The sequence below is a fragment of the Pseudomonas koreensis genome, from assembly GCF_036668835.1.
GTDB classification, from domain to species: domain Bacteria; phylum Pseudomonadota; class Gammaproteobacteria; order Pseudomonadales; family Pseudomonadaceae; genus Aquipseudomonas; species Aquipseudomonas koreensis_I.
The window spans coordinates 176,194-199,429 of record NZ_JAZEVW010000003.1 but is presented as its reverse complement, the minus strand read 5'-3'; the positions used below and the strand labels follow the sequence as shown (position 1 = coordinate 199,429).

At 60.9% G+C, this 23,236-nt stretch carries 19 protein-coding genes; 5 read left to right on the top strand and 14 right to left on the bottom strand.

Annotated features, from left to right (window positions below; genetic code table 11):
- The gene (locus tag V6F91_RS10105; RefSeq protein ID WP_332763980.1) at positions 1–876 is read left to right on the top strand and encodes a metal ABC transporter substrate-binding protein; all 876 of its coding nucleotides are present in this window, start codon (positions 1–3) and stop codon (positions 874–876) included.
- A gap of 9 nt (positions 877–885) precedes the next feature.
- Here the strand turns inward: V6F91_RS10105 and V6F91_RS10100 are convergent, their stop codons facing one another.
- Complete coding sequence (locus V6F91_RS10100; RefSeq protein WP_332763978.1) at positions 886–1,404, bottom strand: DUF3617 domain-containing protein; 519 nt, start codon at positions 1,402–1,404, stop codon at positions 886–888.
- Between the two features lie 131 nt (positions 1,405–1,535).
- Between V6F91_RS10100 and cls the strand changes: the two genes are divergently transcribed.
- Positions 1,536–2,975, top strand: a complete 1,440-nt coding sequence (gene cls / locus V6F91_RS10095; protein ID WP_332763976.1) for a cardiolipin synthase — start codon at positions 1,536–1,538, stop codon at positions 2,973–2,975.
- Between the two features lie 29 nt (positions 2,976–3,004).
- Here cls and cfaB read toward each other — a convergent pair whose 3' ends face one another.
- From cfaB to V6F91_RS10065, 6 genes are all read right to left on the bottom strand, one after another.
- Positions 3,005–4,192 (bottom strand): C17 cyclopropane fatty acid synthase CfaB, encoded by a 1,188-nt coding sequence (gene cfaB, locus V6F91_RS10090; protein WP_332763974.1) that lies wholly within the window; start codon positions 4,190–4,192, stop codon positions 3,005–3,007.
- Positions 4,193–4,388: 196 nt separating this feature from the next.
- On the bottom strand, positions 4,389–6,308 hold the full coding sequence (locus V6F91_RS10085; RefSeq protein ID WP_332763972.1) for a cation-translocating P-type ATPase: 1,920 nt from the start codon (positions 6,306–6,308) through the stop codon (positions 4,389–4,391).
- The gene (locus V6F91_RS10080) at positions 6,305–7,354 is read right to left on the bottom strand and encodes a protease modulator HflK (RefSeq protein WP_332763970.1); all 1,050 of its coding nucleotides are present in this window, start codon (positions 7,352–7,354) and stop codon (positions 6,305–6,307) included. Before V6F91_RS10080 ends, V6F91_RS10085 begins: the two co-directional genes overlap by 4 nt.
- Entirely contained in the window at positions 7,351–8,397 is a 1,047-nt protein-coding gene (locus V6F91_RS10075) for a protease modulator HflC (RefSeq protein WP_332763968.1), read from the bottom strand. Before V6F91_RS10075 ends, V6F91_RS10080 begins: the two co-directional genes overlap by 4 nt.
- The gene (locus V6F91_RS10070; RefSeq protein ID WP_332763966.1) at positions 8,394–10,355 is read right to left on the bottom strand and encodes a protease modulator HflK; all 1,962 of its coding nucleotides are present in this window, start codon (positions 10,353–10,355) and stop codon (positions 8,394–8,396) included. The genes V6F91_RS10075 and V6F91_RS10070 overlap by 4 nt, the downstream gene beginning before the upstream one ends.
- 218 nt (positions 10,356–10,573) lie before the next feature.
- Complete coding sequence (locus V6F91_RS10065) at positions 10,574–11,047, bottom strand: Lrp/AsnC family transcriptional regulator (protein ID WP_332763964.1); 474 nt, start codon at positions 11,045–11,047, stop codon at positions 10,574–10,576.
- Between the two features lie 143 nt (positions 11,048–11,190).
- Here V6F91_RS10065 and V6F91_RS10060 point away from each other — a divergent pair, with 143 nt between their 5' ends.
- Positions 11,191–11,820, top strand: a complete 630-nt coding sequence (locus V6F91_RS10060; RefSeq protein WP_332763962.1) for a LysE family translocator — start codon at positions 11,191–11,193, stop codon at positions 11,818–11,820.
- On the opposite strand, the gene V6F91_RS10055 is transcribed toward V6F91_RS10060, so the two are convergent.
- Genes V6F91_RS10055 through V6F91_RS10025 form a run of 7 tightly spaced genes read right to left on the bottom strand, consistent with a single transcriptional unit; the run spans position 11,817 to position 20,935 of the window.
- A complete protein-coding gene (locus tag V6F91_RS10055; protein WP_332763960.1) occupies positions 11,817–13,955 on the bottom strand; it encodes a hypothetical protein in 2,139 nt (712 codons plus the stop codon). The genes V6F91_RS10060 and V6F91_RS10055 overlap by 4 nt on opposite strands.
- Positions 13,942–15,126: a DUF3142 domain-containing protein gene (locus tag V6F91_RS10050; protein ID WP_332763958.1), complete on the bottom strand. Its 1,185-nt coding sequence runs from the start codon at positions 15,124–15,126 to the stop codon at positions 13,942–13,944. Before V6F91_RS10050 ends, V6F91_RS10055 begins: the two co-directional genes overlap by 14 nt.
- A 59-nt stretch (positions 15,127–15,185) precedes the next feature.
- Positions 15,186–16,013 (bottom strand): class I SAM-dependent methyltransferase, encoded by an 828-nt coding sequence (locus tag V6F91_RS10045; protein ID WP_332763956.1) that lies wholly within the window; start codon positions 16,011–16,013, stop codon positions 15,186–15,188.
- Positions 16,007–17,161 (bottom strand): acyltransferase, encoded by a 1,155-nt coding sequence (locus V6F91_RS10040; RefSeq protein ID WP_332763954.1) that lies wholly within the window; start codon positions 17,159–17,161, stop codon positions 16,007–16,009. Before V6F91_RS10040 ends, V6F91_RS10045 begins: the two co-directional genes overlap by 7 nt.
- Entirely contained in the window at positions 17,158–18,063 is a 906-nt protein-coding gene (locus V6F91_RS10035; protein ID WP_332763952.1) for a class I SAM-dependent methyltransferase, read from the bottom strand. The genes V6F91_RS10040 and V6F91_RS10035 overlap by 4 nt, the downstream gene beginning before the upstream one ends.
- Complete coding sequence (locus V6F91_RS10030) at positions 18,060–19,361, bottom strand: glycosyltransferase (RefSeq protein WP_332763950.1); 1,302 nt, start codon at positions 19,359–19,361, stop codon at positions 18,060–18,062. The genes V6F91_RS10035 and V6F91_RS10030 overlap by 4 nt, the downstream gene beginning before the upstream one ends.
- A complete protein-coding gene (locus tag V6F91_RS10025; protein ID WP_332763948.1) occupies positions 19,355–20,935 on the bottom strand; it encodes a glycosyltransferase in 1,581 nt (526 codons plus the stop codon). The genes V6F91_RS10030 and V6F91_RS10025 overlap by 7 nt, the downstream gene beginning before the upstream one ends.
- A 417-nt stretch (positions 20,936–21,352) precedes the next feature.
- On the opposite strand from V6F91_RS10025, the gene V6F91_RS10020 reads away from it, so the two are divergent.
- A complete protein-coding gene (locus tag V6F91_RS10020; protein WP_332763946.1) occupies positions 21,353–22,267 on the top strand; it encodes a GDP-mannose 4,6-dehydratase in 915 nt (304 codons plus the stop codon).
- Positions 22,264–23,235, top strand: coding sequence for a GDP-mannose 4,6-dehydratase (gene gmd, locus V6F91_RS10015; RefSeq protein WP_332763944.1), 972 nt, complete (start codon positions 22,264–22,266; stop codon positions 23,233–23,235). The genes V6F91_RS10020 and gmd overlap by 4 nt, the downstream gene beginning before the upstream one ends.
- Position 23,236: the final 1 nt, after the last annotated feature.

The window sequence follows — 23,236 nt, the reverse complement described above, 5'->3', positions numbered from 1 at the left end:
ATGCGCGCTCTACTCGTGCTGTTCAGCTTGTTGCTATCGATGTCATTGTCGGCGGCGGAAAAAATGCCGGTGGTCACCAGCTTCAGCATCCTCGCCGACATGGTTCACCAGATTGGCGGCGACCATGTGCAGATCACCAGCATGGTCGGTCCGGACGCCGACGCGCACACTTACGAGCCGACTCCAGACGACGCCAAAGCCCTGCTCAACGCTAAATTGATTATCAAAAACGGACTGGGTTTCGAGCCATGGCTGGATCGACTGGTCACCAGCACCGCCACCCAGGCAACGCTGATCAATGCCAGCCGCGGGGTGATTCCGCGATCTCTGGACGAGGACGGCGAAACTGTTCCCGACCCGCATGCCTGGCACAATCTGGCGAACGCCGAGTTGTATATCGCCAATATCACCAAGGCTTTGATAGCGGCTGACCCAGCGAACAAGGCTGACTACCAGCGCAACAGCCAAACCTATCTGAAGCAGATCTACGCCCTGCTCGCTGAAGCCAAGACCAAACTGGGTTCGCTGTCAGCGGGCAACCGCAAGATCGTCACCAGTCACGATGCGTTCGGTTATCTCGGTCAGGCCTACGGCATCGACTTCATCGCGCCCCAGGGTTTATCCACCGAGCGCGAGCCGTCAGCCGCAGAAGTTGCCGCGCTGATTACCCAGATCCGTCAGGCAAAGGTCAAAGCGGTCTTCATGGAGAACATCAAGGACGCGCGCCTGCTCAAGCAGATCGCCGATGAGAGCGGCGCGCATATCGGCGGCACGTTGTACTCGGACGCACTCGCCGCAAGCGGGCCGGCGAGCACTTTCACCGGACTCTTCGAGTACAACCTCAACACGCTGTACAAAGCGTTGAGCCAGCCATGATGCGAGGCATCAAGCCCGTGGCTTCACCGTCCCGCAATCCTGACCCAACCATACCGCGCGGGTTTCCAGACTCCCCTTCTGGTTGATCCCGATGGCGTTGAACGTGCCATTGGCAACAGTCGTGAATTCGCGATCACTGAGGAATGTCGCGACCCCGGTGCCCTGCGCTTTCGGGCAGCTGAAACGGAATTTCCACTGGTTGCCGGTGCGCTCGGTGATCTGCTGTTTGCAGCCCGATTGCGGATCGGCCAGTGGAATATCGTTGGTCGCCACTTGCTGCGGTGTGAGGCAGGCGCGGATGCCCTTGCCGCCGATGTTGATGCCGTTCTTCTCCAGCGCCGCGCGCTGTTGCGGCGTGATCTGGCCTTGAATTTGCCCGAGGATCGATTGCACATCCATCGCTTGATCGTCGACTTTCAAATTGCTCGAGGTCATTTCCCACAGCCCCGGCTGCAACATCTGCGCTTGCGCAATCACCGGCAATGCCAAACCCAGGCCCAGCGCCAAACCCAGCAGACGAACGTTCATCGACAAACTCCTGATCAGTTGTGGCCGTTAGACGCCGGCCGGTTGCTTCGGTTCATGGACCAATTAAATAGCGACATTCGCCGCTGAACATGGTCTGTTAAGCATTGCATCTTCCGGAGCAAGGCTGCCCCATGGATTATTTTGGACCGCACATTTTCGGTTATCTGATCGCGCTGATTCACACCCTCGGATCGATTGCCGCGATACATGCGGTACTCACCGTGCGCACCGCGCAAGGTTCGATTGCCTGGGCTTTGTCGCTGATCTTCATTCCGTATCTCACACTGATTCCGTATTTGGTATTTGGCCGTAGCACCTTCGACGGCTACATAAAGGCGCGGCGCCAGGCCAACGAACAAATGCGCGTGGCCATCTCCGAGCTGAACTGGCGCCCGTGGGTCGAGGAAGCGCTCGCCGCCCGCGCTTCCAACGCTTATGCCTCGTTGCGTGCGATGCCCAAACTTGGGCGAATGCCGTGCCTGGCCAATAATGAAGTGCAGCTGCTAATAAACGGTGCGGCGACGTTCGAGGCGATCTTCAGTGTGATCGAGCAAGCCAAAGAGGCCGTGCTGGTGCAGTTTTTCATTATCCATGACGATCGACTCGGCCAACGGCTGCGCGATCTGCTGCTGAAAAAAGCCGCCGAAGGCGTGACGATTCATCTGCTCTACGACCGCATCGGCAGCCATGCCCTGCCCCATGGCTATGTGCAGGCATTGCGCGACGGCGGTGTTGCGGTGAAAGCATTCGCCACGCGCAGTGGCTGGCTGAATCGCTTTCAGGTCAACTTTCGCAATCACCGCAAGATTGTGGTGGTCGACGGCATCATCGGTTTCGTCGGCGGGCACAACGTCGGCGACGAATACATGGGCGACAAACCACCGCTGGCACCGTGGCGCGATACCCATGTGCAAGTCCGCGGACCGGTCGTTGCCAGCATGCAGGAATCTTTCGCCGAAGACTGGTTCTGGGCCGCGCGCTCGCTGCCGCCGCTGATCCTGCCGGATGCCTACCCTGAGGACGGCGTGCTCTGCCAATTGCTTGCCAGCGGCCCGGCCGATGCCTATGAAACCTGCTCGTTGTTTTTTGTCGAAGCGATCCACGCCGCCAGCGAGCGGGTATGGATCACCAGCCCTTATTTCATCCCGGATGAAGCGGTGTTCGCCGCACTACGACTGGCCGTGTTACGCGGCGTTGATGTGCGCTTGCTGCTACCATCGCGCCCGGACCATCGCATCGTTTATGCAGCTTCCAGTCTGTATGCGTTTGAAGCGGTGCGCGCCGGTGTGCGGGTGTTCCGTTACGAACCCGGTTTCCTGCATCAGAAGGTGGTGTTGATCGACAGCGAGATCAGCGCGATCGGCAGCGCCAACCTCGACAACCGCTCGTTCCGTTTGAATTTCGAGGTCATGCTGCTGACCGTCGACAGCGCCTTTGCCGCCAGCGTGGAACAGATGCTTGAAGCAGATTTCGCCCAGGCGTACGAAATCGCCAAGGAAGAGAGCCGGGAAATCCACCGCCTGCAACAAGTCGGCATGCGGATCGCCCGGCTGATCTCACCGATCCTGTAAGGCGCCCACGCGAGGGGACGCCTTTGACTTCACGGGTTATAGATGTCGTCGCGAGTCCAGGGCAGTTCATGGCTGCCATCGGCGTGCGCTTTGACCGCAAGGATCTGGTGCAGATTGATCCAGCCACGGGCAAACGCATAAGCGCAGCCGGCCAGATACAGGCGCCAGATACGCAATGCCTGTTCCGGTACCAGCTTGCCAGCGGCTTCAAGGTTGTCCTCCAGCCGCTCGCTCCAATGGTCCAGCGTACGCGCGTAATGCAGGCGCAGGCTTTCCACGTCGACAATCTCCAGCCCGGCTTCACTGATCTGCGCCGAGATCATGGAAAGGTGCGGGAGTTCGCCGTTAGGGAACACGTACTTCTCAATGAAGTCGCCGGCACCACGCCCGACTGGCCGGCCGTCGGTGTGCTTGGCGGTAATGCCATGGTTCATCACCAGACCACCTTCCTTCACCGCGCCAAACAGGGTTTTGCAGTATTCGGCGAGATTGGCGTGGCCGACGTGTTCGAACATGCCGACACTCACGACCTTGTCGAAGCGCCCGTCCTGAGGCAGATCGCGGTAGTCGAGCAGTTGCAGTTCGATCTGATCTTCCAGCCCCTCAGCCTTGACCCGTTCGCGCGCCAGCTTCAGTTGTTCCTGGCTCAGCGTGATGCCGAAGACCTTGGCACCGAATTCCCGTGCGGCAAAACGCGCCAGTCCACCCCAGCCGCAGCCGACATCCAGCAGATACTCGCCCGGCTGCAAGCGCAGCTTGCGACACAGATGGCGGAATTTGGCCTGTTGCGCGTGCTCCAGTGTTTCGCTGCCGGTCTCGAAATACGCGCAGGAATAGACCATGTCGCTGTCCAGCCATAGCTGGTAGAACGCATTGGAAAGGTCGTAATGGTAAGAGATGGCCTTGGCGTCGGTTTCCTTGTCGTGAACTGAACGCACCGGCAGACTGCCTTCGTCTTCGTCGAGCAAGGCGCTGCTCAGTTCATCGCAGACGCGGATGACTTCGCTGATCGAGCCCTCCAGTTCAAGTTTGCCTTCAACGAACGCCGCTCCCAGCGCATCGAGGCTTGGATGGGTGAACTGGGTGACCATCTGTGGGTCCTTGACCACGATGGTGACGCTGGGCGTCGGCCCCAGATTGAATTCATGGCCGTCCCAGAGTCGCAGGCGAAGCGGAAGCTGCAGGTTCTGTAAGGCCGGTGGAAGTTGCGCGAGCATGGAAATCCCCCCTTGTTTCAGACGTCAGATCTGAGGGTAGACCATCGCGAAAAAATAGCAGGCTATCGAACTGATTAGCCGAAGCTATCGTCGCAGACGCTCCAACAGGCCATCCTGCACCCACAACTTTCAACCGATAACGGCTTGAAATGGAGCGCCCTCTTTTCCAATGACTGCTAACTTGGCCGGCAGTTCGTTACAAATCGTTTCGAAGCTCATCATCCATTTTCGCCAACGGTTCCTGAAACCGCAGCAAGCGGCCGGCATTACCAAGCACCAGTAATGTACTCAGGTTGTGCAGCAGTGCAGCGATCATTGCTCCGGCAGCACCGAGCCAGCCAAATGCTGCGAAGACGACGATTGCCAGCGTCCAGCCCAGTCCGATGATCACATTGACCTGCAATGTTCGGCGGCACTGACGGCTCAGCCGCACACAAGTACCGAGCCGGCGCAGATCGCTGCCGATCAGCACGATATCGGCCGAGGCCAGCGCAATGTCCGCGCCGCCCGCGCCCATTGCAACGCCAACCACGCCGGCCTTGAGGGCGAGCGAATCATTGATACCGTCACCGACCACCATCGGCCGGAAGCCGTGGTCGATTTCCTTGAGAACGCGATTGAGTTTGTCTTCAGGCAAGGCCTGCGCTTCGACTTCGTGCAAGCCGACCTCCTGCGCCAGCGAGTTCGCGACGCTCTGCCGATCACCGGTCAACAACAGCTGTCGGCCAAGACCCAACTCACGTAACTCGCTGAGGGCAAAGCGTGCCTCCGGTTTGACGCTGTCGGCCAACAGCAGCCAGGCAAGAAACTCACCGTTCGAGGCCAGCCCGGCAATCGGCCCATCGTGCTCTGGGACCGGCGTGGTGCTGATACCCAACTGCGCAAACAGCTCCGGGCGCCCGAGTGCCGCTTCGCCCTGCGCGGTCATGGCAACAACGCCGAGCCCCTGCCGCTCCTGAATATCGCTCAAAGGCAAATAGTCTTGCGCGCTGACCAGTCCCGCCAAGGCGCGGCTTACCGGATGACTGCTGGCTGCGCCGAGGCTGGCCGCCAAGGTCTTCGCCGCCGCGTGATCCGCCGCTGCGCCGTCGATCGATTGCAGACGCAGGGTGCCGTAGGTCAGCGTCCCGGTCTTGTCGACTACCAAGGACGTCAGATCGGCCAGCTCTTCAAGGAACGCCGAGCTGCGGATCAATATGCCGTGACGCGCCGCTACTGCGACGCCGGCAATCGCTGTGGCAGGTGCCGACAACACCAGTGCGCATGGACAAGCGGCAACCAGCACTGCAAGCATCGCTTGCGCATCGTTGGTGATAAACCAGGTCACAGCGGCCAGCAGCAATACCAGGATCATGTAGCTGCCAGCGTAACGTTCAAGCAGTCGGGTGATCGGCGGTTTCGAGCGTTCGGCGTTCTGCATCAGTGCGATGACTTTGCCCAGGGTCGACTCGTCACCGGTGCGCGTCACTTCGATACGCAGTAAGCCGTCGAGGTTGATCGCGCCGCCATACACGCTCATGCCGACGCCCGCCTCGACCGGCACAGATTCGCCGGTGATCGACGCGGTATCGAGACTGGCCTGACCGGCGAGAACCCGACCATCCGCTGGCACGCGATCACCGGCCCGCACCTCAACGGTATCGCCGGGCTTGAGGGTGCCGTTGTCGACTTCGATGACCGAGCCGTCCGCCTGGATTTTGCGAGCATGGCTACGCGTGAGCTGACCTAACGCGTGAATCGCTTCCTGCGAACCAATGACACTGCGTTCCTCCAGCACATGGCCGAAGATCATGATGATCGGCAGCAACGCCGCCGTGAGCAGATCGCCTGTTGCCCAGGCGCCAAGCATGGCCAGTGCAATCAATTGATCGGTGATGCCATGCAGACTCGGATAGCGCAGGCTGTACCACGCCGAGCGCATCACCGACACCCCGACTATTAATGACGCAAAGCCCAGCAGCAATTGGCTGACCCCGGTTTGCTCCGGCAGCCACCAACGCCAGATCAGGCCGAGCCCGAGCAAACCGAGCGCAAGCATTGCCAGGGTCAGTTGCCGTGCGGCGCGGCGTTGTTCGGCCGAGGACAACAGGCTCGGCGTGGCGGTGGTCGCAGTCATTGGCTGGCTCCCTGAATGATCAGGCGGGAATCGTCTTTCGCATTGACCGTGGTCACCGAGCCGGCCTGGCCGAGAATCTGCGGAATGCGCTCGCGATACAGACGCAAGAGCAACTGCGGGTCGGCACTCTTGGCCAGGCTCGCAACCGTGGCAGTATCTGCTGACGCCTTGGCCAAGCGCTCGCCGGCCTGCGCATGTGCAATCTGTAGTGTGCGGTCGGCTTGTTCGTTGGCGGTCTGGGTGAGTTTTTCGGCCTCGGTGCGGGCATTGGCGACGGCTTTATCGGCTTGCTGACTGGCGGTCAGGACCGCGTTGAAAGCGCTGACTGCCGGCTCAGGCAGACTCGATTGCACATCGACCCGCGCCACTTCGACACCAATGCCCTGCCCGCCCGATTTCAGTTCAACCAGGCGCTGATTGATCGCTCGGACCAGATCACCACGCAATCGCTCACGGCGCTCGGCGGCCTGGCTGTCCGCACCGATGAGTTCCGGACGTGCGACCAAAATGGTGTCCAGATCGCGCGCGGCTGTCAGTGCCAATGCACTGCGAGTTACGAGCCGATCCAGTGCAGGCAACACATGAGTGCCTTGCAGAACAAAGTCATATGGATTGCTGACCTTGTAGAACACCCGCACATCCAGTTGCACCACCCCAGCGTCACCGGTCAGCAAATAGCCAGACCCCGCCAGCGCATCGCTCAACGGCGTGGCAAACGAAGCGACCCGATCTGCCTTTAACGCCTCATCGCTGCGCAACAGGTTTTCCACGCGCCGCTCGATAACCCGATCGGCTGCCGGCAGCAGGATCACCTGTTCGAACGGCTGTGGCCAAGCCAATAGCAGGCCGGCATTTTGAATGCGATCCAACGCACCGAAATGCAAAACCACTGCGCGATTCTGCGGATCGATCTGCCGCACATTGGAAAACGCCCAAGCGAGCGCAGCCAGTACCGTCACCGCGTATAAGGCAAGAAATGCCAGGCGCCCGGCCTGTATCCATGGACCGTTCAATGTGTGTGTTCCACGTGGAACGTCATCAGTCATGGCTGTAATCCGGCTTTATTGTCGAGAGCCGGCGGCCCGTCGACCAATACCCGAAACGGCGCCGCATCGGTTCGTAGTATCAGTTTGGTTTCTGGCGTAACGATCGTCCCAAGGGTGTCGAGCGAGCGCAGCAAGTTGTAGAGCTGCGGTGAACTGGCATAGGCGCGGCCGTAAATTTGCGCGGCTTCGACGCGGGATTGCGCTTCGATGTCGGCAGCTTTTACCGTCGCGTCAGCCTGAACAATACGTGCATCACGTTCGGCGGCGGATCGGATTTGCGCGGCTTCACGTTTACCGATGGCCGTGCGTTCGGTGGCGATGGTTTCACGCTCTGCGCGCATGCGATCAACCGTGGCCGTGAGCGTGACCGATGGCAAAGTCAATCGCTCGATGCCCATCTGCACAACGCGCACACCATAAGTGGCAAGCAATTGCTGATCGATCTGTTGTCGCAACTGCGCCTCGAAATCACCGATGCGCACCTGGCTGGCATCGGTGTTGACCAGACTCGCCAAGTCAAAACTGCTCGCCGTGGTCTCCAGCGCCGAGCCGACAAAGGTGCGAATCTGCCGCGCGGCTTCGTCCGGCTGGTTTTGCACGGCGCGCATGAAACGCTGCACGTTGTCCGCGTCGCCCTGCACCTGCCAGGCCACGTAGGCCTGGACAATGATGCGCAAGCCGTCTCGGGTACCGACATCCTGCAAACCGCTGGAAGTCGTACGCAGTCGCAAGTCCACCGGAATTGCCGCCTCAAACGGCGCCGGCCAACGCCAACTCAGGCCCGGATCAAGCAATACCCGCGAGGGATTTCCGAAGCGTGTGATCACCGTGGCCTCTCCGGAGCGCACTTGCACCAGGCTCGCCGCTGCAACCGCGAAGGCAACCAGCAACGCTGCCCAACCCATGCGCCGCCACGGAAACGGTCCAGCCTCTTGCGGCGCGCCGTGGTGGTGATGGTGATGCCCGTGATGGTGGTGATGCCCGCCATGGCCGTGATCGTGGCCGCTGTGGTCGTGCGAATCGTGAGTAGGCGACTGGCTCAATGGGCAACTCCTGGTTGAGCGTTGGTGCGCGCGGGCGTCGGGTCAGCCGGCAGCGTGAAATTGCGCAAATCGATGGTCGGCGCGTTGGTCGCGCCGCCCAGTCGGTGGTCAAGAATCAGCAGCCGCGCCTTGCTCAGGCCTTGGCTGAGCTGACTGAAATATTGCTCAAGTACAAAGGCCTGACCGGCATTTGCGTAGGCTTGCTGTTCGGCGTTGAATTTCGAATCCGCTGCCTGCGCGGCGGCACCGATTTCCCGCGCGCTAGCAGTGGCGAGATCACGCGCAAGACTGGCCTGCAATTGAGCCTGGTTGCTCGCCTGTGCAGCGGCGCCCCGCTCACGGGCAATCAACGCCTGCGCACCGATCTGCGCAGCTTGCACGCTGTGATAGGCATTGGCCGCACCGGCCGGCGGATGAATCGCCTCGACCACCGTGGCGAGAATTTCCACGCCGCTGCCGAGTGCATTCAGATCGCTCTGCACCGCTCGACCGATCTCCTCGGCCAGGTCGACGCGGTCCTCACCGAGCAAACCGTCCAGCGTACGCGAAGCAAAATCGTGAACCAGAATCCGGCTGGCGGTGCTGCGAATCAGCGTCGGCACATCGGCGCTGTTATAGGTCGCGGCCAACGCGGCCTGATCGCTCAGGCCGATGCGATAGACAAAACGCACGTCCATGTTGACGATCTGGAAGCTCTGCTGCTCACCGCGACGGCTGGCGATGACTTGCGACTTGTCATTGACGTGACTGGCGTCCCACAAGCGGTTGGCCGTGGCAGGGGCCGGGCCTTCGGCAGGATAGGCTTGCAGCGGTGCCGGGTTCTCGCCGACGCTGGTAGCCAGTTCATGGACCACGCCGTTTTCAACGCTCAACACGCGCCCCAGCGGCCATGGCAATCCCACCTGTAAACCGGGACCGAATACCTGCACCGGGTTGCCGAAACGTTCGTAGATACCCCGCCCCTGCAAGGGAATTTCATGAATGCCCGTAAGTAGCCAACCCACCACCGCCACCAGCGCCAACACCGGCAACAACGCCCGGCGCATGAAACTGAACGCCCAGATCTGACGCAGATCGATGCCAAAACGGTTATGTAGTTCGTGCTGCAAGGCGAGCAAGGGTTGCGGCGGCCAGCGCAGCATATCGGCGACGAAGCTGCGCGCCAGTAGCGTTGGTTCGAGCTGCTCGCGACGTGGGCTGAACAGCGAAAGCACGGCACGCAATAAAAACTCCACCGCAACCAGGCCCGGCAAGAGCCCGATCAGCACGGCGACACGCACCGGCCAGATGGCATTTTCGCCAGCGAACAACAAACACAACGCGCTCAAAACCAGGGTGATGATCGCCACCCGAGTGAGTTGCGCCAACGACCCTGCTTCCGGCCATTGCGCCGAGTTCTCCTGAGCCAATTGCCGTTCCAACACCAGCAAACCGAACGCCAACAGCAACCCCAGCGCCGCCGCCACGGTGGCGGACAGGCCCATCGCCGCGCTCGGCAACGTCAGGTTCCACGCTTGGTCAACGCTGAGCATAATCAGCAATGCCCAGCCGGCCAACCACAACGTTGCCGCGCCAATCTGACCGAGCAGATGCAGACCTCGCTGGCTCAGGCGATCAAGGAAGCGCTCGTACCAGCCTTCCGGTGCCGAAAGTACTTCGTCTGCAAGCGCAGTCGAGGGCACGGGATCAATCGCCCGTGCACGCCATTGCGTCAGCCACCAGGCCGATTGCCAACCTGCAACCAACACCAGCAACGCGGCACTTTGATTGAGCAATAACGGTTGCCACAGTGACTGCGGCCTGAACAACCCGACAAACAGCGCCAGCACCACGCCCGCCCCTGCCAACCCGCCAAGACCCAGCGCCCAACGTCGTAGCCGCCGGCCCTGAACGGCTGCCTGCTGGAACCGTGGCAGTCCGGCCACTTGCGTGCCCTCAACCTGCAGATCAACTTGCATATCACCCCAAACTGATTGGCTTGCGTTCGTGTCGTTACGATATAACGAAAAGCGTGAAATATTCGTCCACAATCGTTATTCAAAGACCTCGTACCTGTCGCTTGCCTGAAGTCTTTGCCGAATGTCTGAACGCGCACTGTTGAGGGTGAACAACAATCATCTGGTCGATCAAAAGCGGTGCGGGAGCCAGTTTTTTGAGTGATAAAGTCAACTCATTCTCAAGCAGGAAGATGCCCCAAAGGCAACGGTCCTGGCGTCTTCACCGTATGAATCGCAAAGTTGCTGCGAATGTCGCTGACTCCCGGCAGCTTCAGCAGATGACTGCTGACAAAACGGTCGTAGGCACGCAGGTCCGGCACCACCACTTGCAACAGGAAATCCGACTCACCTGACACCAGAAACGCGGAAATCACCTCCGGCAATGCGGTAACGGCGGCATAGAACGCATTGGCCCGTTCTTCGTTGTGCCGCTCGACCTTGACCCCGACGAACACCGTCAGCCCCAGGCCGACTTCATCGCGGTCAACGTTGGCCTGATAGCCGCGAATCACCCCCGCCTCTTCCAGCATGCGCACGCGTCGCAGGCATGGCGAGGCCGACAGGCCGATTTCCTCCGCCAGCTCGACATTGCTCAGGCGGCCGTTGCGTTGCAGCGCGGCGAGGATCTTGCGATCGAAAGCGTCGAGTTTCATGGTTGGCATATCTCGATTGTTCTGACTTATAAAACCAGCAGGTTATGCCAAAATACGGCGCTTTTGAAGCGAACTACGCAAGCACCTGCGCCAGCGTTCGGCTCTAGAATTGGCCACCGAATCCGCTGCGCAAGGGCTGCAATATGACAAGTCTCTGGCTGTTTTTCCTGGCATTGGCCGTGGTTCTGTTATTGCCCGGCCCGGACATGATCCTGCTGCTACAAACCGGCGCCCGTCAGGGTCGCGGCCCGGCACTGGCCACCGCCATTGGTCTGGGCGTCGCTCGCGCCTGTCATGTCGCGCTCGCAGCGTTGGGGCTGGCGGCGCTGTTCAAGGCAGCACCGTGGACCTTCGAGGTGGTGCGCATGGCCGGCGCGGCCTATCTGCTGTGGATTGGCGTGCAATGCCTGCGCAGCACCTTGCTGCCGCCTCTGAGCGCTGAAACAGGCGCCGGCCGTCACGGGCAATGGCGCACGGCCATTCGCCGAGGTTTGCTGACCAACCTGCTCAACCCCAAAGCGCTGCTGTTCTGCTCGGTGCTATTGCCGCAGTTCATCGTCAACGACGGCACGCCGGTGCTCAGCCAATTCGCAATACTGGGCGGGTTGCTGGTCGGCACCGGCCTGCTGTTTGACAGCGCTTATGCCCTGACCGGGGCCGCACTGGGCCGTTGGTTGCAACATCATCCAACCGCCCAGCGCGTGCAGCAGTGGCTGTTCGGCAGCCTGTTGATCGGTTTCGCCGTGCGCCTGACGTTTGTCCAGCAAGCCTAGCCTTTGCCTGCCTTGCGCCGGCGACGGCTGATCAGCAGCAACGCCGCCGCGACAACCAGCCCCAGCGCGCCGATCTGCACCGGCCACTTGTACGGCCGCAGCGACGCGCGCACTCCGTCGGTCACCTGAGTCACGTAACGCTTGTCGGCGTTCTCGAAATCCGGGTACGGGCATTGATTGCCGAAATCCACCGCCCATGGCACGTACGGACCTTGCTTGACGTAACGCTGATACAGCGCACTCTGGTCTTCCAGACTGCTGTTCCAGCCGGCTGCATTGCACAGAACAGCGGCAAAAGCCTGACTGCTGTGCGGCAGATTATCGGCGGCGCGGCCGGCCAGTTCGGTGGCGACAAACCGATAGTGGTAACGCTGATCCGGCTGCGCAGCGCTGGCCTGCTGGCGTTGCACTTCCGCCTCGGACACCAGCGGGCCAACTTTCAGCTCGGCGCTTTCCAGGCTGTAATTGCCGCCAAACGTGGCGTAATCCGGGGCCATTTCGTAGCCGAGAATGTCCATGCCCCATTCGCGGGCCGTCCACGCGGCGTTGTACAAGGCACTCGCGCGTTTGGTCGGCCACCATGCGGCGTCGGCTTTGAGGCGTTGTTCGCCGTAGAGACGCGCCTTGTTCTGCAGGTCTGGATTATCAAAATAAGCCACCGCCTCCTGGTAATGGCCTTCGCGCAGCAGGCGCCGACCCAGCAGATTGCGCAGGCTGGCCGCCACCGGCAGCGGCACGTAGTTGTCGCGTTGCTGCTGGGTCAGCGCGGGCGGCGCAGGGACGTTGTCGTCGACGTAGCGTTTCAGCTCATCAACCGTCAGCACGCGCTCGGCCACGGTTGCCGCGTCGAACCAATAGACGCTGTTGCTGCGATACAGCTGCACGAACGCTTGCAGGTACTCGCCGCGTTGCAACGCCAGGATCGCGCTCTCGCCCTCGACCCGGCACTTCGGCTGCACGGTTTCATAGGCCCAGTCCGGTGTGCGCCGGTAACCCCAATCCTCAGTCTGCGGAAAGGCTTGCGCGGCTTTGGCATACGCTGCGGCAGCGGCCGTTTTATCGCCGTCACGCACGGCCAGTTTGGCCCGCAACCACCAGGCCAGTCCGCCGTCTCCGGCATTCACCAGAAAGGCTTTGGCGCTTGCGTAATCGCCCTGTTGATAACTCATCGCCGCCAGTCGATCGGCATTGTCCAGGCTGCCACGGGTGCTGTTTTGCAGTAGCGTCACCAGCTTCTTTTCGTTCGGTGGTTGATCACCGAATGACCAACCCTGCCGGCTGACCAAGGAAGCCGTGACCAGTTGCTGCACCGCTTTATGCTCGAGCAGTTTCGCCAGCTCAGCCTCGGGCAGCTCCGCCAGTTCGTTCATCAATTGTTTCAGCGAGGTGTAGCCCACCGCCGAGCCGTGCAGGTTCTGCGCCTCATACAATTCGATGGCGCCGCTCCAGTCACCGGCGCTGCGCAGCACCCGTGCTTCCTCGCCGAGGCTGGCCACGCCCAGTTCCAGCGGATCACTGAAGCCATCGATGCTCAGCTGGCGCGCATGGCGGTACGCCGCGCGCGCCTGGTCTAGTGCGGAGATCGCATCGGCGGCCTCGGCGCTCGCCGCCAGCCATGTGCGGCCCAGCGAATACGCCGCCCAGGTGCTGCGCAGCGGCCGCTGATCGGCCGGCAGCGCCAGCACTTTGTTGAAGTATTCGATTGCCTGTTGGCGATCACCGGTGGCGAAGGCCACCGCACCAGCAACGTACCAACGGATTTCCTCGGGCAGACTGGCGCCCTGCATTTCGGCTTGAGGTGCATCGGTCAGGCCACGCAGTTTTTTGACCAAGGCTTGCTGCTCGGCGCTCAGGCCTGCCTGCTCGGCTTGTTCACGAGCGATGGCGGCAGCGTTTTCTTCGCCGTACAGATCGTTGGGATTATGGGTGATGGCAGTTGCGTTCTTCAGCCCGGCAATGGTTTCGCCGAGGCGGCTGAGTTCGAAATTGAAATTGCCTTCGGGCAGATCGGCCAGGGTCTGACCGCGATCGTCGAGCAGGCGCATCGGGAAATCCGGCCCGCAGGCCAGCGCCGAACCCAGCGGCAGGCTGAGGCTCAGGCAAAGCAGATGACGCGGCCAGTTACGGGACAACATGCGAACCTCCTTGATCAATAGTGGCGCAACGCGCCCAACCGATGGCGCGTTGTCCGCCCGCCGGCAAGCGGCCGTCGCGCAGGCGGGTGAAGGTAAGCAGATCAGCATTTTGTTGCAATGAGTAACCGGCGAGCGCATCGGCGCCCTCGCAGTTTTTTGCCTTCAGGGTGATTTGCGCAGGCCAGGCGCTGTCGAGATTACCGGGATTTTCGAGCTGAATGTCGTAGAGAGCGGCGTGTTCGCTGAGCGTCACGTCGAGCCGACTGGTCAGTTGATCGCCACGGGCAACCGCGGCCAGCGTGGTCAGACTCCAGGCGCGGCGATCATTGGCCAGCGGCAGGCGAAACCAGATCAGCCCCGCCAGGTGCTTCGGCGGATCATCACGTAATGTTTGGCCGAGCCGGCTCAATTGCAGCGGATCGGCAAGCAGTTCCCGACGCTGACCGCCCCGCTCCAATCGCACCTCGCTTTCCACCAGCGGCGCCCCACCGTCATCCGGCAACAACGCCACGCCATAGGCGGGCAGTGCCAGATAGAACGGCTTGTCAGTGATCTGCGCCCAGCCCTTGGCCCATTTCAACGCTTGCTCGGGATCGAACAGACCGCGCCGAGGATCGCTGACCGCATGCACTTGCAGCACGCTGCTGTCGACAGTTTGCAGCAGCGCGCGCAGTTGCGGACTGTCGAGCCAGGCCGGCAATGCGGTGATGCTCAGCGGCAACGTCGACGGCAATGCCGAGCGCAGCTGTTTGAGGAATTCAGCGTACGCCGGCAAGCGCGCGCTACCGGCGTCGTGGTCGATTTCGATGCCGCTCACTGTCAGGCCTTGCGCCTGCCAATCGGCGAGCACTTGCAGAATCTGCGCGGTGACCTGCTTATGATCCAGCGCCTTGAGCTGGCCGTCGAGCCGTATCACCGCGATCAATGCCCGGCCATCGGCCTTCAGCAACGGCGCATCGATCCGCGCCCGGCTCCAGCCTGCGTTCGGGAAGGCTTGCAGCGCCAGCACCCGCAGCGTGGAAAAATCAGCGCGGCTGTCACGCAACGCCGCCTCGTGGGCAGGCGTCCACTGGCGTTGCCAGACATACAGTTGCTGGTCGAGAGGCGGCGCATCCTGCGGTTTACAGGCACACAACAGCAACGCAATACATAGACCGACGTGACGCCGCATACCTTGCAGATCCTTGAGAACGAGGCCGCAAGGTTACACAAAACCCCTGTCGGAATGTGTCAGGGCTTGCGCGCGATAATGACCTGGCTTTTCGCTACGACCGCATCCAGCGCCTGCTTGATCTGTGCGCCGCGCGGCGAATCCAGCAGCGCTTGCCAGGTTTCGGCCCAGTGGTTGAGCAACGGATGGTCCGGATTGCTGAAATCGACTTTGGCTTCCCAGAACAGCAGCATCCACATCGACCAGTAAAAACCGTACTGGCTGTGACTGATGATCTCCAGCCCGGCGTCGCTGACCAGCGTCTTGAACTGCTCTTCGCTGAGGATGCGGATGTGGTTGGGCTTCTGAAAATACTCGGCCGCGGCGATGTCTTTTTGCAGATCCTCAGAGCTGGGGTGCGGCACGCTCAACAGGTACAACGCACCCGGTTTACCGACGCGCACCAGCTCGGCGAGAAACTGCACGGGATCGTCGACATGCTCGATCACTTCGGTGGATACCACGCGCGTGGCCGTCGCGTCGGCAATCGGCAGCGGATTGCAATCGGTGACGTGGCATTCGACATCTCGCGCCGGGGTATCGCTCAGGCGCTGACGAGTCGCTTCGACCTTGGCCGCGTCGATGTCAGCGATGATGATCTTCGCCCCGCGCATACCGCAGAAATGCACATTGCCGCCATCGCCACAGCCAACATCCAGCAAGGTGTCGTCGGCAGACACCACAAAGCCCTTGAACAGCTCGTTGGAGTCCTGGTTGAACCAGCCGCTGAGCACCGCGTCGTGCAGGCCGAGCATGTACGGATCGACTTTGCTGGCAACCGGTGCAACGGGTTGCGTCGGCGCCGGGGCTGGCGTCGCCGCCGTGAGTTTTTTCAACAGGCTCAGCATGAGGTGGCTCCAGTGGCAGGGACGGCGGATCGCGCGGTACCGAGGCGTTGCACCAGTGCGGCACCGCGGTTGCGCATGGGCATTTCGACCAGACGGTAATTCAGTTCACTGAGCAGCACGATCAGGCCAAAGGCGATCAGCAGCGTCAGGATCGGGTGGCCGGCGGGGCTGGGCAGACCGGCGCTTTGCAAGCGAAAGATCAGCTCTCGCACCAGTTGATAGGCCGGAATGTGGATCAGATAGATGCCGTAGGAACGGCTGCCGATCCATCCCAGCAGGCGCTGCAGCGCACCGGCCGGCATCAGGTAGTTTCGATCGTACGAGGCGATCCACACCAGAACCGCGCTGAGCACAGCAATCGAACCGATGCGATACCAGGCGAAGGTGAAGCGGTCGGTAGCCATGAAGCTCAACAGCGCAGCGATCAGGATCAGCGCGCCGATCCCCAGCCACGGCCGGCGCAGCACCTCCGGTCGCCAGCGTTGATAGCCAGGCTGCGCGCTCCACATCGCCAGCAGCACGCCGAGGGCCAGCGCATCGGTACGCACCACCATCAGCAACGGCGTGCGCATCGTGAACAATTGCACCGCGACCAGCGCCAGCAACACCCACACCAGATGTTTGCGACAGAGCACGATCAACAGCGGAAACAGCAGGTAGAACTGCTCCTCCAGCGCCAGACTCCAGTAAACGAAACTGCTGCCGTATTCGTACCGGAAGAAGCTGTCGGCGAAGCGAAAGTTGGCGTACTGAAAGACCCCGGCAAGGGTCGCCTGCAAGTTGGCCGACAGCGTACCGAACGCTCCCGAACGGTTGACGAACAGACACGCCAGCAACATCAGCGCCAGCCACAGCCAGGCCGACGGCAGCAAGCGAAAGGCGCGACGCAACCAGAAGTTGCGCGTCTGCTGCCAGTATTGCTGGCGGCTGGTGCAGCCTTGCAACGCCGGGATCAGGCTGCGCGCGATGACAAAACCGGAAATGGCGAAAAACAGGTCGACGCCCCACCACGGCTGCACCCAGGCATGGATCCTGGCCAGCAGCGGCACCACATCGGTGAACAGGCTGCCCTGCAAGTGGTGAAACAGCACGCCCAATACCGCGATGGCGCGCAGCACTTCGATGTCCATGATGCGTTTGCCGCTCATGGCGCATCCCCGGCATCGAATGGCTTTCGAGCGATGATCACCTGGCTCTTGGGCATGAAATTGTCGAGCGCCTGCTTGATGGCGAGTCCGTCCGGCCGATGCAGCATTTCATTCCAGGTCCTGGCCCACCCCTGCATCAGCTCCGGGTAGGGTGCATGAATGCGATCGCGCACCGCGCCGCCCGGATCCTGGCCGGCGGCCTTCTCACTGGCCCAGAAGAAAATCATCCCCATCACCCAGAAGAATCCGGTGGCCTGCCGATGTTCGATGACCAGCCCCGAGTCCTCGACCATTGCTGCGAAACGCTCCGGCGTAAAAATATGCACATGGTTAGGCGACTGGTAGTAATTGGCGGGAGCGATGCCTTTTTGCAGGTGCTCACCAACCGGCGCCGGCACGCTGAGCAGATATAACGCACCGGGACGCCCCATGCGCGCCAGTTCGGCCAGGAACGGCTCAGGCGCTTCAACGTGTTCCAGGACTTCCAGGCACATCACTTTGCTTGCGCAACCATCCACCAATGGCAAGGGCAAACTGTTGCTCACCAGGCCCAGACACGGCCGGCTACTCTGAGCATCGATCTGGCGGGACAGATCGCGCACTTTGTCGTGTTCGCTGTCGGTGAAAATCACCGACGCGCCCTGGCGCACGGCAAACAGCGTCGCGCCACCTTCACCACAACCGACATCGAGCACGGTGTCATCGGCCGTAATCGCAAAGCCCTTGAGCAGCTCACCGCTGTCATTGAGAAACCAGCCATCCAGTACCGCATCATGGAAGCCGACATCGCGCGGCGACCATGTGATCGGCTCCTGCGCTTGGGCAACCGGCTGGGCGACTGGGGCAAGCGCATGCACCGCACGGGCTGAAGGCAGGAACCGATGGAGCAATCGACGAATCATGCTTCGCCCTCCTCCAGCTGAACGGCTTGCGCTTCGAACAGCTGGGCCAGAAATGCCTGCAAGCGCTGTTCGGCGACCCACTGACTGCAGAACCCCCGCAGACTGATCACCGCCTGCGCCGACATCTGCGCGTAACGCTGGGGATCGTTTTTGGCCACTGCATGGCTTGCGCGATAGGCGGCGCATACCGACGCCCAATTGGTGGCGTAACGCAGGGTCCGATAAGCCGAGCGCGGATCGTGTGGCCAGGCGGTGAACTCTTCGGTTGATTCGATCAGGAACGCGTTCTCGGCGTTCAGATAGTCGATCATCGCTGTCGTACACGGCGCCACCGCGGGTTTGCCACACGACATGAACTCCATCAAGGGCAGGCATTGGCCCTCGCCATATGAGGTGTTGACGACGTAGCGCGTCGCCTGCACCAATCGTTCGTAATCCGCGTCAGCGAGATAGCCATAGATCAGCACGATGCGGCATTGGCGAGGCTGGTTTTTATACACGTAGTGAAGGATGTCCGTCAGCGCTTCTTCAGCATCGTGGTGGGTGAGCTTGAGCACCAGTGTTGCGTCATCAGTCTCACGGAAAGTCGCGCAGAAGGCACTGATCATGTCCTCCCAGTTCTTGCGTCCGTCGCGGGGGTTGAATACGGAGGTGTAGACCACGCCGTCGAGAATCAACTCCTGTTCGCTGATGGGCGCAAGGAAATCGATACCCGTGCCACAGCGCAAACCCGCCGGCGCGAAGGCATCCAGTTCGATCCGACGACTGTCGACTACCAGGCCCTTGATAATCAATCGTACCGAATCAACAACCGGTTGCCCCTGCAACTGGACGCCACGTGCCGCAAATCGATCCCAGACGGGGGCGGGAACGGCGACAATCGGGTAATCACGGGTCATCGCCGCACGCACCGCGTTGACCGTATAAGTGGAATGCGTGATCGCCGCGCCGCAGGCCTTGAGTACGGTGCGCCAGTCGTTCAACGGATCATTGGCGAACGGCTCGTCGGGAATGGTGCTGAATTCCCAGGCGAATACCGGCACAGTCGGGCAGGCCAGATGCACCGGCGTGCGGTGCGGAGGCGAAAACGACAGGAACACACAGGGCTCACCGCGAGCCCGGCAGTCTGCGTACAACGCATCGACCTCGGCGTTCGGATCGGCGACTTCGATCACCCGGCCAAGGCGCTCGAGCACCGGTCGATATTCCTTGAGTACAAAGAAATAGCTGTACTCCGAACGCCCCAGGTTACGGCTGATGGTGTGTTGGTTGGTTTCCGAGTGAATGATGATCAGCATGAGGCGTTATCCATAACCTTGGCAGCATCGACGGCATGGGGCACCCGTGCGAAAAAATCCGTGACACGCTTTCGCAAGGCCGGCTGGGCGCAGTAATCGCGCATGCGTTCGGCTGCAGCCAGCGACATGCGCTGATATTCCTGTGGTCGTGTCCTCGCCATGCAGTAGCTGTCTTCGTAGGCTTTTTTCAACGAGCCCCAGTCTGGACGGTAACGATGCGCGCGAAACAGCATTCGCGGATCATGTGGCCAAGTGCAGATCTCCATGCTGGAGCGGACGACGAAGGCCACTGATTCATCGATGTAATCCTGCATTGCCGTGTGATCGGGCGCGATTGCCGGTGTGCCGCAGGCCATGAACTCCATCAGAGGCAAGCACAGACTTTCGCAATGCGAGGCGTTGACGTAATAACTACCTGCCTGGCACAGGCGCATGTATTGGGCATCATCCAGATGACCATGAATCATCACGACCCGGCAGGCAAACGGCGCCAGTTGCGCCAGCGGCGTCATCAGATGCGCATAGACTGCCGTCAGATCGCTCTGCGTAAACTTCAGCACCAGCGTAGCGTCGGGCGTGTCACGGAACGCTGCGCAAAAAGCACTCAGGATCTGTAACCAGTTCTTGCGGGGGTCTTCAGGCCGAAAGACCGTCACGTAGACAACGCCGTCCAACCGGGTTTGCACTTCTAACGAGCTGTCAGGCATGTCTCGTGGCGGCGGTTGAACCGTTGCGGACACTGGCTGGGGTCCGGCGATAGCAGGCAGACGGCTGCCGAGCCAGTCATGGAGGGAGTCAGACACCAGGTCGCGAATGCCTTCCCAATACCAGTTTTGCAGGAACCTTACTCGCGGCACCGGCGGTGCCTGCTTCTGACCCGAATTGAGTCGCCACAACCGCAAGTAATGCCGGGCAATCACGAAACGCCGCTTCAAGGTCAGCGGTGGCGGCCGCGAAGCCTCCAGCAGGGCTTCGATTTCGGCCAGTTCCTCTGGCGTGAGCGGTTTGGGCAGCAGGTTATCCGGGTGCAGATTCATTTGCCGGGAGTCGAAGATGCAGCCTTTGACCGTCAACGTCGTACCGGCATTCACCGGCACGCTGTCCTCTTGCTCGCGAATCGCCGCAAAGCGTTCGTCCAGCGGCACTGGCAGAACCAGGACAGGGAAGTCTTCGCCCATGCTGCGACGGATCGCGCCGGCAGCATGGCTGGACAGCGCGATCGCTCGTCCGTGGCGGGCCAACAGGCGTGTCCAGTCCTGCGACAGATCGTTGGCCCACGCTTCGTCGGGAATGCAGTCGTACTCCCATGCAACCACGCATACGGTTGGGCATTGAAGATCGATCGCGGTGTTCTGAGGTCGGGTGAACGAGAGGAAAACGCTTTCCTCGCCCACGGCGAGTAACTGCCGGTAGAGCGCATCGACCTCTGTGACTGCGCCTGCCACGTAAACTTGCCCAAGCGTTTCGAGCAGAGGCAGACAGGCCTTCAGTACGCGGGAATAACTGGAATCTGGATGCTCCGAATGCGGGTGGATGGAACCGTCGTTGATGTCCGAATAAAGAATGAAGTTCATTGGCATTCCACGATGAAGCTGCCATCCCGGCAACTTCACACTGTGACGGCCAGGCGTCGTGACGGATCGATGTCCGCGCTTCGTCTCTGGTGCCGTCTTGTTCTTGTTTTAGTGGTCAGTTTCATCTTTGTTCACGACGATTCCAGCGAATCAGGCCAATCGTGACAAGGCGCATTCTAAACACATCCACAAAGGGTCCGTGAACCCGCCCGACGAGAATAAATCCGCTACGCTGACGAGAACTGACCGGTCACGGTTTGCCCTGTTGAAATTGCCGCGCTTTTGGCACAGATTGGGCACAAATAACTACAACAACGGACTTCGCCCGTCTTTCAACCGGTTTTTCCATCGGTCTGACAGACCTCTCCTCAAACTCTGTGGGAAAGTGGCGCAAGTTCAAGACCAAGGGGTCGCTGCTTGAAAAAACGTCTGTTCGTTACGGGCCTTACCGGCTTCGTGGGACAACATCTTCAGTCTCGTCTGGCCTCGCCTGGTTCGACATGGGAGTTGCTGCCTGCCGCAGCGCCCTATGACCTGACGGATGCCGAAAGCCTCAGTGATCTCTGGCCGCAAGTGCCCGACGCGGTGATTCATCTGGCCGGACAAACCTTCGTTCCCGAAGCCTTCCGCGATCCGGCGCGCACCCTCGCCATCAATCTGTTCGGCACCCTCAATCTGTTACAGGCGCTCAAGGCGCGCGGCTTCACTGGCACTTTTCTGTATGTCAGCTCCGGCGATGTCTACGGACAGGTCGGTGAAAGCGCCCTGCCCATCACCGAGCAACAACCGCCCTGCCCCCGAAATCCTTACGCTGTGAGCAAACTGTCAGCCGAGTTTCTCAGCCTGCAATGGGGCCTGAGCGAAGGCTGGCCGGTGCTGGTCGCGCGCCCGTTCAACCACATCGGCAGCGGCCAGAAAGACAGCTTTGTCATCGCCAGTGCCGCGCGCCAGATAAACCGCATCAAACTCGGCCTGCAGGGGCCGCAACTGGAAGTTGGCGACATCGACGTGACCCGCGATTTTCTCGATGTCGGCGATGTGATCTCGGCCTATCTGGCGCTGCTTGAAAGCGGTACGGCCGGGCAGGTCTACAACATTTGTTCTGGCCGCGAGCAAAGCATTCGCAGCCTGATCGAACAGCTGGGCGACCTTGCCGAGGTCGAGTTGCAACTGGTTCAGGACCCGGCGCGCATGCGCCGTGCCGACCAGCGTCGCGTTTGCGGCAACCACGCAAAACTGGCCACAGCCACTGGATGGGCGCCGGCCATCACCACACAACAATCCCTGCGGACGATCCTGTCCGACTGGGCGATTCGAGTACGACAAGAATGACCAAAAGTGCACTGATCACAGGGATCACCGGCCAGGACGGCGCGTATCTGGCCAGATTGTTGCTCGACAAGGGCTACACGGTTTACGGCTTTGTCGCCCGGCGCAGCAGCGATTCGCGCTGGCGTCTGCGCGAAATGGGCGTCGAAGCCGACATCGTCTATCTGGACGGCGACATGGCCGATGCGTGCTCGGTACAGCGTGCAGTCATTCAAGCCAAACCCGACGAAATCTATAACCTCGCCGCGCAGAGCTTCGTCGCCGCCTCGTGGAATCAGCCGGTGACCACCGGCATCGTCGACGGCCTGGGGGTCACCCATCTGCTCGAAGCGATCCGCCAGTTCAGTCCGCACACGCGCTTTTATCAGGCCTCGACCAGCGAAATGTTCGGCCTGATCCAGGCGGAGCAGCAGGACGAAAACACCCCGTTCTATCCCCGCAGCCCGTATGGTGTGGCCAAGCTCTACGGCCACTGGATCACCGTCAATTACCGCGAAAGTTTCAACCTGCACGCCAGCAGCGGCATTCTGTTCAACCATGAATCACCGTTGCGCGGTATTGAGTTCGTAACGCGCAAGGTCACTGATGCCGCAGCGCGCATCAAGCAGGGCAAACAGCAGGCGCTGGCCCTGGGCAACATCGATGCGAAACGCGACTGGGGCTTTGCCGGTGATTACGTCGAAGCCATGTGGCTGATGCTGCAACAGGACAAGCCCGACGATTTCGTGGTCGCCACCGGCGTCACCACCACGGTGCGTGAAATGTGCCGGATCGCCTTTGATCACGTCGGCCTCGACTACCGCGATTTTGTGAAGATCGACCCGGCGTTCTTCCGCCCGGCCGAAGTCGAAGTGCTGCTCGGCAATCCGGCCAAGGCGCAGCGGGTGCTGGGCTGGAAGCCGAAAACCGACCTGGATACCTTGATCCGCATGATGATGGATGCGGACATGAAACGCGTCGCCAAGGAGTAGG